This window comes from Gammaproteobacteria bacterium (assembly GCA_041395725.1).
GTDB lineage: Bacteria > Pseudomonadota > Gammaproteobacteria > Pseudomonadales > Pseudohongiellaceae > NORP240.
Map to the genome: position 1 here is coordinate 173,112 of JAWKZW010000001.1, position 12,710 is coordinate 185,821.

The following is a 12,710-nucleotide window of genomic DNA, read 5'->3' on the forward strand; positions in this document are numbered from 1 at the left end:
CATTGCCGCGAGGGAGAGAATAGCATGAATCGACACCCGCAACTCTTAATTTACCTGCTGCCCCTCCTGCTAACCGCCTGCGGCAGCATAAAGGTTCAGCACTATGAACAGCAGCGGCCCGAACTGGTAATGGAAGAGTTCTTCAATGGCCGTCTCACCGCCCACGGGGTGGTGAAAAACTGGCGTGGACTGGTGATCCGTACCTTTAACGCCGACATTGAAGCGTACTGGCAGGACAACACCGGCACCCTGGAAGAGGATTTCGTCTTTGACGATGGTGAACAACAGCGGCGAGTCTGGACCCTCAGCCCTGTCGCGCCAGGCCGCTTCCGGGGCACCGCCGGTGATGTAGTCGGCGCTGCCGATATTGAGGTGGCGAGCAACAGCGTGTTTCTGGATTACGTGTTGCGTATACCCCGGGGCGATGGCTCCCTGGACATACGCATCGACGACCGCATGTACCTGGTGGAGCCCGGGGTGATCATTAACGAGTCAAAAATGTCCAAGTTTGGTCTGCCGGTGGGGCAGATACAACTGGTCATCCGCAAACTGGCGGGCGGCGAAATTCCGGCCGGTTGAATGAGGTTCCTGCGCCATCCGGTTGCGCTGCATGCCTGCACCATAAAGTCGCCCAGGCAGGCTGACCGCACTAATCTGGTGTCCAACACGAGGGCCGGCAGCCGGTGAAAACAGGCCACTTTTAACCGACCCGCATGGCACCACGGAAACTACTCCGGGATCAATTCAAAGCGCAACACGGGTGCCATGCGCGCCTTGTTCAAGGCGAGCTGGTTGTCACTGAGAGAATAGTTGTCGATTTCGCGCAGCAGCCCCAGGAATGAAGTTTCAGCATCCATGTCCGGGCAAGCCATCAGCGTGACAGCCAGATTGTCAGCAAAGTGAATACGCTGTCCGGCTTCAACGACATAAGTGCCGAAGAAGTTGTTGCAGGAGCTGTTACCGCTCACGCGCCAGGCGTCGCTCTGCAGGTAAAGGAACGCCTGGCGGGCTTCTTCCCGGGTTTCGTGCGGCCTTCCCTCGATTTCAACAAGCACCCAACGACGGTCCTCAATGCGAGGGTCGTGGACGGATTGGCGCAGAACAGGGCGGGTATTCAGCTCCCCACTGACAGGATTATCCGCCCGATCAAGATAAAACAGCAGTTGCTCACCAACCTGATAAGACTGTTCCGTGCCGTCGGGTAATATCAAAGTCACGATGCTTCCGGCAGTGTTCCAGCTGAAACGCCCGGACTGCCGGGTCGGAGCGACCGATTTCCCCAGATAATGGAGACTCTGTTCGTAAGTGCCGTCAGCTCCAAGGATGACTGTAGTCTCCACCCCTTCGCAATCGGCGCAGGGCTGAATGCCGGTATACCTGCCCGCCCAGTCGAGAGAATTGCGGCTATTGTGCGTCTGGCTGAAAGTGGCATCCTCCATGCCCAGACCTACGGATGAATCCGAAGCCGGTGGACTGCAAGCGGTGATAAACAGCGTGACCAGGAAAAGGCAGCTTTTGATCATAGTTGAACCCTTCACAATTCTCAGCAACAGGCAGTGGCGGCCAATATAGCGCCGCGTCTGATGCTGACAGTCGGCTGCACGGAACCTCGGGCCCTTTCACCTGCCAGGTTATCTCTGAACGATAGAAGCCCGGCAGACAGGAACGGGACGGATGGATAGTTCTCCAGCCCTTCCGCCCCGCTGTTCCCGCTGAGTTTACACCGCAGGCAGTGCCTCCACTGTTTCGATCATGCGTCGGCGCATGGCCTCATCAGGCAGACGCCCCAGCATGCCGCCGATGTTGTCGGCCATGTTGGATGGGCGGCTGGTGGAAGGCGTGACCGCTGTGATAGTCGGGTGGCTCAGGGCAAATTTCAGGAAGAACTGCGCCCAGGTACTGGCGTCAAAGTCCCGCGCATAGTCCGGCACCGGCCGGTCGCCCACCCGGGCCCACAACCTTGTGCGACCGAACGGCGCGTAGCACAGCACGGCGATACCAAGGTCGCGGGCAAGGGGCAGGATTCGCTCCTCCACATCCCGGTTATCGACTGCATAGTCGATGCCGATGAAATCCAGGTCGTATCGCTGCATCACCTGGATCAGGGAATCATATTGATTGGGGAAGGTGGTGGTGATACCCAGATAACGGATTCTGCCCTCCTGCTTGTATTCCTGCAGGATCGGCAGCTGCACACCGGGGGCGCCCATGTTGTGCACCTGAATCAGGTCGATAACTGATGTTCCCACCCGGTTGAACGAGGTCTCCAGCTGCGCCCGGGCATCGGCTTCGCTGGCACTGCCGCCACCGCGACCGGCAACGTTCAGCTTGGTGGCCCAGAACAATTGTTCCGCGATACCCAGCTCCTGTGCAACCTGGCCCGAAACCTGCTCCGAAGCACCATACCCCGGCGCCGTATCGAAGACGCGGCCGCCGCCCTCGAACAGGGTCGACATGACGCCGCGCACTGCATCAAAATCCTCGGCTCTGGCTACTGCGGCGAATGTCGCCGACGAGCCCAGTCCAACGGCCGGAATGCGTTCTCCTGTCTTGGGAATGGTGCCCATAATCATGGGCAATTCCGCGGCCCGGGCCAGCCACCCGGGAGCCAGGGTCAGCGCCAGGCCGGCGCCGACACCACGCTTGATTAAACTGCGCCGGCTCAAAGCTGCCGGCATCTGGCTTCTTTCACTGTGCATGCCTCATCTCCTGCTGTTGATTGATACCTTCAGCCTGCTGTGGGAACTACCTGGCCGGCTTCGGGATTGCCCACCTCTCTGTCAGCCTGATCCTGGGCAAGGGTGATCCTGCGCTGCTGCAGACCCAGCCAGATGCCGAGCCCGGCCCAGAGTACCGCCAGCGGAATCGTAACCGCCGACAACGCCAGCAACCCCATGCCCAGACGCCCGATAAGACTCTCTGCCCAGGCACCCACCACGTCGCCTCCACGGTAGACGAAGGTATCGATGAAGGCTTTAGCCTTGTATTTCTCCTCACTGCTGACCACGGTGAACAGGGTTTCCCTGGCCGGCCGCATAATCGCCCGCTGTACCGCCCTGAAAACCGCCTCGAACACTACCAGTGCCGCCAACGATCCGGCAATGGCCAGACCGATCATGCCCAGGGCCACGGTCAGCGGCAACAGGGCCAGGGTGATGGGAACTCCGAGCCGTTTCATCAGATGGCCGGTAACGATCAGTTGCAGGAACAGGGTGCTGAGCTGGGTGATCATGTCGATCTGCGCGAACAGAGTGGTGCGCAGGTCAGTGTCATCGCCTACTGCCGCTACCATGGCCAGGCGGGTGAAATACAGAAACGTGGCCACCACCGCCAGGATCAGCACGTAGACACAAATACCCAGCAGGTAGGGGGATTGCACGGCGGCCTTGAGCCCGGCCCAGGCGCTGCCGCCGATGACGGCATCGCGATTGATACGGTTCTCGACTGCGACTTCCGTCGGCTGTCGCTCGGAGAAAAAAAAGACGCTGCGGGCAGCGGCAACGGCCAGTAACAAAAACACGATAGACACCAGGATCAGATTGGCGGTCCCGAATGGCTGAGCCAGCATAGAAGCCAGCCAGGGCCCGAATACGGCGCCCAGGGTGCCGCCCACCGCCACCGTACCGAACAGGCGCTTGCTTTGTTCCAGGGAATAATGGTCCGCCATGGTCGCCCAGAACACCATGGTATTGAACAGGTTGAAGACGCTGTACCAGACGTAAAAAACGCGCCCGCTGGTCTGCCCCGTGCTTTCCGGTGCCAGGGTCAACAACAGGTAGAAGATGAACAGGCTGACCGCGAAGAACAGATAGGTGGCCGCCACGAAGGTAAAGCGCCGGAAACGGCTGACCAGCAAGCCGAACACCGGGTTCACTGCCAGTGTCACCAGCGCCGTGCCAATGAACAGCCAGCGCACGGTATCCAGACCGCTTTCCATCCCCAGGGCTTCCCGGGCCGGACGCAGTACCATCAGAGCGGTCAGAATGCAGAAAAAGAACAGGCAGGAGGCGATGACCGCCGGGACTTCATGTTTTTCGATGTTGGCGAATTTTTCTAACAAGCCTTTCATGATGACTTTCTTCTATTTGGAGAATGGCCCGGGGCGAGTCGCTGCCGCCCCCTGGGCCAGCGAGAACCCCTGAAGCGTGCCGATCCCGCGGCCCACTGAATACTGCGACGCTAGCACATTCTACTGCCGTTCTCACTGCTGTCGAGCCGGCAGGGAGAGCATTCAAGGTGAAAAGGGGGCGAATCTGACGAAACATTCCTTCCGCCCCCTGTTACTTATCTGGAGACGTCGCCAGGGGCAGGCCTGGCAGTTTCCTGGTCACCCACAGCCAACCTTGCCTGTACACGCAATAGGGAGCCTCTGATTAAGATCAAAACCGAGTTTATTCACATAGAAATCAAGCGGCGGAGGAACCCACCCCCGGCGTGCCTGAAGCTCTGCCCCTGGATAAAGCCGCCGGGGTGCCGTCCGCCCGATCCGTGCCGATCCTGTTATTTCTGTTGCATCCGTCCAGCCCGTTCACTGAACCCGGAAACAGTCTGTTCATTATCCCTTCGACCTGTCCTCTCAACAAACAGACTCTCCGGCAATCCCGGGCAGACCCACCAATGGACTTGCCGGAATATTCCCATGTATGATTGAGCCTTTTTGTGGCTCCTTAAAGTAAGGAAAGGTAGGACGATGACGTATTGTCTGGCGATATCTGTCAATGATGGCCTGGTATTCTGTTCCGATTCGCGCACGAATGCCGGTATCGATCAGATCAGCACCTACAGCAAGATGTTCCGCTTCGGCATTGACGGGCAGCGCCAGTTCATCGTTCTGTCGGCGGGAAATCTGGCGACCACCCAGGCCGTGATCGCCCAGCTGAAACTGGATATCAAAAGAAATGCGCCTGTAAACCTGGTTAATGTTTCCAGCATTTTTGAAGCTTCGGATTACCTGGGCGAAATCAGCCAGCAGCAGCAGACCAAGCATAGCGGGAGATCGGGATTCGAAGCCAGTTTCATCATCGGTGGTCAGATCGCCGGCAGCAAGCCGGAGGCGATCCTGGTGTACCCCGAGGGCAACCACATCACAACCTCGGAAGATACGCCCTACCTGCAGATCGGCGAGAGCAAGTACGGCAAACCGATTCTTGACCGTATTCTTACCCTGGATCTGAATCTGGATACCTGTGCTCTGTGCGCGCTGGTGTCCATGGATTCAACCATGCGCAGCAACCTCACCGTAGGGCCTCCGGTGGAGGTCATGGTGTATCGCACTGACAGCCTGGTACTGGACGGTCATCACCGATTCGACTCAGACAGTGAATTCCTCAGGGAGTTGAGCAAGGGGTGGGATCAGCGCCTGAAGGACGCCTTTCGACAGATGCCCCCACTGGCCTGGGCGGCAACCTGGGACAAGCCCGGGAACGGACATACCGAGAATTCCTGAGTGCGGCACCAGTTACACCGGTTTCAACCCCAGAGCCGGGGAAGCCGCGACACCGGATAGTCCGGAAATGGCGTTCCGATGCCGTTCCACGTCGGTCCAGTCCGCCATGTACCCCTGCACTGAAAATGCCTGCCCGTAAGCCATTCCGGAATTTTCATGCAGTTCGGCACTGGATTGTTTGCCCGGGTGCTGCTGGCAGCATCTTTGCGCATCACTCTACAGTTTGCAGATAGCGTTTTTCGCAGCACTGGCCAACAGGGCAGCGCATTCAGCCACCACAGCCAGGGAAGCCCTGCAAACCACGCTGCTAACCAGCAGTTCCTGCGATAGCAAGCCTGGTTGGTAAAGTAAGGAGCCTCTGATTGTCTCGTCATAGATCCCTTCAGAGTGATATGATTTTCAGTCTGCTTGAATCCTTGAAATTCATTAGAACGGCAACAGGACACCACATCCGCCATGACAATTAAGGTAGCAATAAGCCATAAAACCCTCTACAGGTTTGATCGCATGGTGGAGATTCACCCACATGTCGTCCGCCTGCGCCCTGCGCCGCACAGCCGTACACCCATCAACAGCTATTCTTTGAAAGTACTGCCGCAGGACCATTTCATCAATTGGCAGCAGGACCCGTTCAGCAACTATCTGGCCAGGCTGGTGTTCCCTGAACGAGCGAACCACCTTTCCCTGGAGGTGGAACTGGTTGCTGACATGACAGTAATCAATCCTTTCGATTTTTTCCTGGAGGAAAGCGCCAGGGAGTTCCCTTTTGAATACGATAACCAATTAAAGGTTGACCTGGCTCCTTATCTGACCATTACTGACAAAGGACCGAAGCTGCAGGCATGGATCAAGACAATAAGTCGCAAGAAAACACCGACGGTTGATTTTCTTGTCAAGGTGAACGCTGATCTGCAAAAAGCAGTCGGCTATCTCATACGTCTCGAGACCGGTGTTCAGACCTGCGAGGAGACGCTTACCAAGGGTACCGGGTCCTGCCGTGATTCCGCATGGTTGCTGGTTCAGATCATGCGCCACATGGGCCTGGCGGCCCGGTTTGTTTCGGGCTATCTGGTACAGCTCACCGCTGATGTGAAAGCGCTGGATGGCCCATCGGGACCGACAGAAGATTTCACCGATCTCCATGCCTGGGCGGAAGTCTACATTCCCGGAGCGGGCTGGATTGGGCTCGATCCCACCTCCGGCCTTTTTGCGGCGGAAGGACATATTCCTCTGGCATGCACACCTGATCCCGTGAGCGCCGCCCCGGTTACCGGCGCCATCGAAACCTGTGAAGTCGAGTTCGGCTACGAAAACAAGGTTACCCGCATCCATGAAGACCCGCGGGTCACGAAGCCGTTCAACACCGTGCAATGGCGACACATCAATGCACTGGGCAAGCAGGTCGATCAGGAACTCAAGAAACATAAAGTCAAACTCACAATGGGCGGCGAGCCCACGTTCGTCTCTATTGACGACATGGAAAGTCCGCAGTGGAACACGGCGGCGCTCGGCGCCGATAAACGTCGCCTGGCAGGAAACCTGCTGCTCAGCCTGAAGCAGAAGTACGGCAGGGGCGGCATGCTCCATTACGGCCAGGGGAAATGGTATCCGGGAGAACCTGTGCCACGCTGGGCACTGGGCCTGTACTGGCGCACCGACAAGAAACCCTTGTGGCGACAGAGCCGGTTGCTGGCTGATACATCAGAGCCCGGAAAAACAGATACTGCCCAGGCCGGTGAATTTATCAACACGCTGGCGGAAAACCTGGGAGTCAACCGTCGCCATGTGGTCCCAGCCTTCGAGGATACCCTGCATTACCTTGTGAAAGAGGGATCTTTGCCAGCCAACGTCACGGTGGATGAAAACAGACTGAAAGATCCCCTGGAGCGCGACCGGTTGCGCCGGGTATTTTCTCAGGGCCTGGGAAAAGAAGTCGGTTATGCGCTGCCGGTTGCCTGGTTAGAGGAAGGTAGCAGCAAAGGCTGGCACAGCTGTCGCTGGTACTTCCGGCGAGATGCCATGTACCTCATACCCGGCGATTCACCACTGGGGTTCAGATTGCCACTGGACAGTATCCCCTGGCAGGCTCCCGAGGATGGGTTGCAGGAATTCGATGCCGATCCGTTCGATGTACCGGAAGAACTGGATCAGAAACCAGGTCGCCGACGTAAGATCCGACAAACAGATAAGATTTTTCATACCGCACTGTGCGTAGAGGTGCGCGACGGTCGGTTACATGTTTTTATGCCACCGGTAAAAAAACTGCGGCACTACACCGAGTTACTGGGCGCTATAGAAGACACGGCGGGCAGACTGAAGACCCCAATAGTGCTTGAAGGGTATGAGCCGCCACGGGACAGCAGACTGCGTAAATTAATGATTACACCTGACCCGGGCGTCATCGAAGTCAACGTGCATCCGGCACACGACTGGCAGGAGCTGACCGGAATAGTCAAAACCTTGTACGATATCGCACGCAAGGAAAGACTCGGTACCGAAAAATTCATGCTGGATGGGAAACACACGGGAACTGGCGGAGGCAACCATGTAACACTGGGCGCAGCCAGGGCCGAAGACAGCCCGTTTCTCAGACGACCTGATGTACTGGGCAGCCTGATCCGCTACTGGCAGAACCATCCCAGCCTTTCCTACCTGTTTTCCGGGCAATTCATCGGGCCGACCAGTCAGGCACCGAGGGTCGACGAGGCCCGCGATGACAATCTGTACGAACTGGAGATCGCCCTGCAACAACTCACTGTTGGTGAATCCCAGCAGCCCTGGCAGGTAGACCGGATACTGCGCAATTTTCTGGTGGACCTGACCGGCAATACGCACCGCGCGGAATTCTGTATCGACAAAATGTATTCCCCTGACAGCGCCAGCGGCCGGCTGGGCCTCCTGGAATTCCGCAACTTCGAAATGCCCCCGCACTGGCAGATGAGTGCGCTGCAGATGCTGCTGATCAGAAGCCTGATGTCCCATTTCTGGCAGCACCCTTATACGCGCCCACTGATCAACTGGGGCACGGAACTGCATGACCGATTCCTGCTTCCGCATTTTGTCTGGCAGGATCTTGGCTGGGTGATCGACGATCTGCGCCATGCAGGTTATCCTTTCGAGCTTGAATGGTTCAGCTCTTTTCAGGAATTCAGGTTTCCCCATTACGGAACCACGCACGTTGCAGGTATCGAACTGGAAATTACCGGGGCTATCGAACCCTGGCATGTGCTGGGAGAAGAGAGTTCCGGACAGGGTACTTCGCGCTACGTGGATTCTTCGGTTGAGCGATTGCAGGTGAAAGCGCGCAATATGACCAGCAATCGGTTTATCGTGACCTGCAATCAACGCAAACTGCCGCTGAACTATACCGGCAAGGAAGGTGAGTATGTGGGCGGCGTCAGATTCAAGGCCTGGGCGCCGTACTCGGCCCTGCACCCGATGCTGCCGGTCAACACCCCACTGGTTTTCGACGTGGTCGATACGTTCAACAACCGGTCCCTGGGTGGTTGTACGTACCATGTAGCGCATCCTGGTGGCCGCAACTACAGTACATTCCCGGTCAATGCCAACGAAGCGGAAGCCCGGCGTGTCGCCCGGTTCTGGTTGCACGGGCACAGCCAGGGCGATCTGGAATATCGTATCGATGATCCCCATCCGACTCAACCGTATACGCTAGATCTGCGTTACGACGCGCAACCGGACAAAGCAAGGAAAAAATAGCCGAGCCACCCATCAGAGGGTCACGTGTGAGCAGTTCTGGCCTATGATGATTCAGAATGGATAATTATTTCCCGATGCGGGAAAGGAATTTTAATATCGTTTTCCTTGAAGGTGTCCCACAAGGCCAGCAACACCTGGCCTCTGATGTTGGTCAGTCCGTTCTGTGGATCCCGTATCCAGAACCGCAGTACGAAATCCAGCGATGACTCGCCGAAATCTGTCATCCAGCAAACGGGTGCCGGTGCCACGACAATCCGACTCAGACCGTTCGCAGCTCCAAGGGCAAGTTCGATAATCTGGTGTGGATCAGAACGGTAAGAGACACCAAAACGAACATCCAGTCGAACAAGATCATCGGAGAACGACCAGTTGATCACCTGCTGGGTGATGAAATCTTCGTTGGGAATCAGAAACTCTCTACCGTCTCGGGTTACCACGGAGACGAAACGTGCACGCAATCCTCTAATCCAGCCGAAAGTCTCCCCCAATGAGATGGTGTCACCGGGCTTGATGGACCTGTCTGCAAGAATAATGATGCCCGAGATAAAGTTGGAAACAACTTTCTGCAGGCCGAAACCAATACCGACGCCTATGGCGCCAGAGAAAACCGCGAATATTGTCAGATCGATCCCGATGGCCGACACCCCGGCCAGAATAACGGCTAAAATCAACAGTATTTTCAGAATCTTGCCGACCAGGACCCGCATCGACGGATTCAGTTCTTCTGAGCGCTGAATACGTTTTTCGATGCCATTGCCCACCGCCAGGGCAAGCCACAGCGTAGCACTCAGAAAGATAGCCGATCTAAGCAGCAGAAGTACCGAAACCCTGGCGCTGCCCACTGAAAACCCCACTGAATCGAGAAGGTCAGCGGCTTCTTCGGAAATGCCAAGTATTGTCAGAGCCACATAGGTCCAGACTATCAGGGCGATAATCTTGGCCGCGAAGCGACTGCGCAATATATTTGAAAAGACCGATATCACCAGCCAGGCGAGAACCAGCAGCGAGGTGCTGTAAAGGATCTGATACTGTGGCGGCCAGCCGATGGCCTGAACCACGACTATCGCCAGCCCCAGAAAAACAACCAGCACTGCCCAATGAAGTAAGCGCAATCCGATGACAATGGCCCTGAGCAGCCCAGGTCTTCCCTTTATCGTACGAGCCTGATTTTCCAGCGAGCGCCGCAGCCGGACTGCCACAGGCCGGGACAACAGCAACAGCAAAACCGTCAACCCCAGCTCAAACAGCACCTCGGGTCTGGAGATAAAATCAACCGCCTCCAGTGAATACGCTTGAAGACTGTTGAGAATGGTTTCGAGACTGAATTCCATTGGTTCCGCTTCAAAAAGTGACCCAGACACACTCCCTGCCTGCGGGTGCTGGCAAGTTGACTTCTAATCTGCCAGAACTCTGGTGTAAATACGATCTATATCTATCAGCGAAACCTTGGCCTGCAAAACTGACGCGGCAGCAGAATCAGCGCCACAGCCAGCGGTCAAGGGGCAAGCCACCGGTAGCAGTAGCAGGTGGAGATCAGCTGGGCGCGGCACGAAGCACCAGAGGCGGATCGATAGAGCGAGCTGGGCGACAGCAGGCTGGCAGCTAGAGAAATCCCATTGATGAAAGGGTAATTCTGCACCATCACGTGGCATAAGCCAGAAAGACGCACCACCATAGAACAAGGCAGGGATCGCTGAAGATCTGCCCTACCAATCTGCCCTCGAACTCGCTAAGCTCGGTAGCTCAGTGAGCGTCAAACTAGGTCTTACCTGCCATGCAACCCCCGGAACACGGACTCATACAGAAATTCCTCGACGAGGAGCGCCTGCCCCCTTCGTTCGCCCGACTGATCACTGAATGGTACCTGCCCCTGGCCCGACAACTGCTGGAAAGAGGCCGTATTCTGGACCGTCCCCTGATAGTTGGCATAAACGGTGCACAAGGTACTGGTAAATCGACTCTGGCCAAATTCCTGACTCTGATGTTGACGCACCAACAGCTTCGCGTAGCAAACCTGTCTCTCGACGATCTCTACCTGGATAGCCATCGTCGCGGGGATCTAGCCAGCCGGATTCACCCCCTGCTGGCCAGCCGCGGTGTGCCCGGGACCCATGATCTGCAACTGGGGGAGCAGGTGATGGACCTGCTGGCGGATCCGGCCAGTGAGGGGCAGCTGGCCCTGCCCCGCTTCGATAAAGCCGTCGACGAGCCAAGACCCAGGGCTGAATGGGATACTGTGGCATTACCCGTGGATGTGGTGCTGCTGGAAGGCTGGTTCGTAGGCCTGCAAGCGCAGCCCGATGCCCTGCTGGATGAACCGGCTAACAGCCTGGAGGCTGACGAGGATCCCGATGGCGCCTGGCGCCGCTATGTTAATCAGCAGCTCACGAACTATCAGCCGCTGTTTGACCGCCTCGACTACCTGGTCATGCTGAAGGCCCCCTCTTTCGCCTGTGTGCAGCAGTGGCGCAGCCTGCAGGAACAGAAACTGGCGGCCACGGCCGGCACTACCGCCAACAAGGTGATGGACCAACCCGCACTTGACCGCTTCATCCAGCATTTCGAGCGGCTGACTCGCCATTGCCTGGCGACCCTGCCCGGGCAGGCCGATCTGGTTTTCTACCTGGATGAAGACCACCAGATAACCCACAGCGAACCGATTCTGCATTGACCCGATGCCTGCATTAAAGCCGCTACCCACACTGGACCCTAACCCACCGCCTCTGCTCGTGGTCACGGATCTGGACGGTACCCTGCTTGATCATTTCACCTACAGTTTCGACGCTGCCCGGGATGCCCTTGACAGCCTGCGTACTCTCGGGATTCCCCTGATACCCAACACCAGCAAAACCGGTGCCGAGTTGCATCAACTGCGCCGTGAACTGGGCTCAAAGGACCCGTTTATTGTGGAAAACGGTTCCGCTATCTTTCTGCCGCGCGACAGCTTTCCACTGCCACCGGAAGGCAGCGTCCGCAACCAGGACTACTACCTGGTGGAACTTGGCCTGAGCCTCGAGACCATTCTTGAACGTCTGGCGCCGCTGCAGGCACGCTTCAAGTTCCGGGGTTTTCACGACCTGAGCGACAGCGAACTGGAAGAACTGACCGGGCTTGACCAGGCCCGGCTCGCTCTGTCCAGACAACGGCAATTCAGTGAACCGCTGATCTGGGAGGATACCGAAGCCGCCTGTGAAACTTTCAAAGCACAATTGCGCGCATCAGGCTTACAGACCCTCCAGGGGGGGCGCTTCCTGCACGTCCTGGGGCAGACCGACAAGGGCAAGGCACTTGACCGACTGCGCGCGCTTTACCAGCAGACCTACGCAAAGTCGTTTACTGTCATAGCGCTGGGGGACAGCGGCAACGACGTTGCCATGCTCGAGGCTGCCGACCTGCCCGTGTTGATACGTTCACCAGCGCACAACCTGCCGCAGCTGTCGAGTGACAAACCAGTCACCATCAGCAGCAAATCCGGTCCCGCGGGGTGGAACGAATGCGTGCTGAATCTCGTCCAGCAATTCAATCAGAACAGGGAGTAATTGAT

General features: G+C 57.1%; 10 protein-coding genes. 5 read left to right on the forward strand and 5 right to left on the reverse strand.

Translation table 11 applies throughout. The annotated features are described in order from the left end of the window. The first annotated feature begins 24 nt into the window (after nucleotides 1–24). Nucleotides 25–579: a DUF3833 domain-containing protein gene (locus R3F50_00750; protein MEZ5488834.1), complete on the forward strand. Its 555-nt coding sequence runs from the start codon at nucleotides 25–27 to the stop codon at nucleotides 577–579. A 149-nt stretch (nucleotides 580–728) separates the two neighbouring features. Here the strand turns inward: R3F50_00750 and R3F50_00755 are convergent, their stop codons facing one another. The 3 genes from R3F50_00755 to R3F50_00765 form a co-directional block, all read right to left on the reverse strand. Next, a complete protein-coding gene (locus R3F50_00755; protein MEZ5488835.1) occupies nucleotides 729–1,523 on the reverse strand; it encodes an META domain-containing protein in 795 nt (264 codons plus the stop codon). A gap of 195 nt (nucleotides 1,524–1,718) precedes the next feature. Next, nucleotides 1,719–2,699, reverse strand: coding sequence for an aldo/keto reductase (locus R3F50_00760; GenBank protein MEZ5488836.1), 981 nt, complete (start codon nucleotides 2,697–2,699; stop codon nucleotides 1,719–1,721). A gap of 29 nt (nucleotides 2,700–2,728) precedes the next feature. Then, nucleotides 2,729–4,069 carry an MFS transporter gene (locus tag R3F50_00765; protein MEZ5488837.1) on the reverse strand — a complete coding sequence of 447 codons (1,341 nt, stop codon included), beginning with the start codon at nucleotides 4,067–4,069 and terminating at the stop codon, nucleotides 2,729–2,731. A 621-nt stretch (nucleotides 4,070–4,690) separates the two neighbouring features. On the opposite strand from R3F50_00765, the gene R3F50_00770 reads away from it, so the two are divergent. Continuing rightward, on the forward strand, nucleotides 4,691–5,446 hold the full coding sequence (locus tag R3F50_00770; protein MEZ5488838.1) for a peptidase: 756 nt from the start codon (nucleotides 4,691–4,693) through the stop codon (nucleotides 5,444–5,446). A gap of 12 nt (nucleotides 5,447–5,458) precedes the next feature. Here R3F50_00770 and R3F50_00775 read toward each other — a convergent pair whose 3' ends face one another. After that, nucleotides 5,459–5,590: a hypothetical protein gene (locus R3F50_00775; GenBank protein ID MEZ5488839.1), complete on the reverse strand. Its 132-nt coding sequence runs from the start codon at nucleotides 5,588–5,590 to the stop codon at nucleotides 5,459–5,461. Nucleotides 5,591–5,902: 312 nt separating this feature from the next. Between R3F50_00775 and R3F50_00780 the strand changes: the two genes are divergently transcribed. Beyond that, the gene (locus tag R3F50_00780; GenBank protein ID MEZ5488840.1) at nucleotides 5,903–9,166 is read left to right on the forward strand and encodes a transglutaminase family protein; all 3,264 of its coding nucleotides are present in this window, start codon (nucleotides 5,903–5,905) and stop codon (nucleotides 9,164–9,166) included. A gap of 41 nt (nucleotides 9,167–9,207) precedes the next feature. Here R3F50_00780 and R3F50_00785 read toward each other — a convergent pair whose 3' ends face one another. Further along, nucleotides 9,208–10,497, reverse strand: coding sequence for a mechanosensitive ion channel (locus R3F50_00785; GenBank protein MEZ5488841.1), 1,290 nt, complete (start codon nucleotides 10,495–10,497; stop codon nucleotides 9,208–9,210). A gap of 443 nt (nucleotides 10,498–10,940) precedes the next feature. Between R3F50_00785 and R3F50_00790 the strand changes: the two genes are divergently transcribed. Continuing rightward, on the forward strand, nucleotides 10,941–11,837 hold the full coding sequence (locus R3F50_00790) for a hypothetical protein (GenBank protein ID MEZ5488842.1): 897 nt from the start codon (nucleotides 10,941–10,943) through the stop codon (nucleotides 11,835–11,837). A 4-nt stretch (nucleotides 11,838–11,841) separates the two neighbouring features. Next, on the forward strand, nucleotides 11,842–12,705 hold the full coding sequence (locus tag R3F50_00795) for an HAD-IIB family hydrolase (GenBank protein MEZ5488843.1): 864 nt from the start codon (nucleotides 11,842–11,844) through the stop codon (nucleotides 12,703–12,705). Nucleotides 12,706–12,710 lie beyond the last annotated feature (5 nt).

Coding starts and splice junctions, on each gene's coding strand:
- R3F50_00785 (MEZ5488841.1), bottom strand. CDS start 10,497: ATGGAATTCAGTCTCGAAACCATTCTCAACAGTCTTCAAGCGTATTCA.
- R3F50_00790 (MEZ5488842.1), top strand. CDS start 10,941: ATGCAACCCCCGGAACACGGACTCATACAGAAATTCCTCGACGAGGAG.
- R3F50_00750 (MEZ5488834.1), top strand. CDS start 25: ATGAATCGACACCCGCAACTCTTAATTTACCTGCTGCCCCTCCTGCTA.
- R3F50_00765 (MEZ5488837.1), bottom strand. CDS start 4,069: ATGAAAGGCTTGTTAGAAAAATTCGCCAACATCGAAAAACATGAAGTC.
- R3F50_00760 (MEZ5488836.1), bottom strand. CDS start 2,699: ATGCACAGTGAAAGAAGCCAGATGCCGGCAGCTTTGAGCCGGCGCAGT.
- R3F50_00795 (MEZ5488843.1), top strand. CDS start 11,842: ATGCCTGCATTAAAGCCGCTACCCACACTGGACCCTAACCCACCGCCT.
- R3F50_00775 (MEZ5488839.1), bottom strand. CDS start 5,590: ATGGCTTACGGGCAGGCATTTTCAGTGCAGGGGTACATGGCGGACTGG.
- R3F50_00770 (MEZ5488838.1), top strand. CDS start 4,691: ATGACGTATTGTCTGGCGATATCTGTCAATGATGGCCTGGTATTCTGT.
- R3F50_00755 (MEZ5488835.1), bottom strand. CDS start 1,523: ATGATCAAAAGCTGCCTTTTCCTGGTCACGCTGTTTATCACCGCTTGC.
- R3F50_00780 (MEZ5488840.1), top strand. CDS start 5,903: ATGACAATTAAGGTAGCAATAAGCCATAAAACCCTCTACAGGTTTGAT.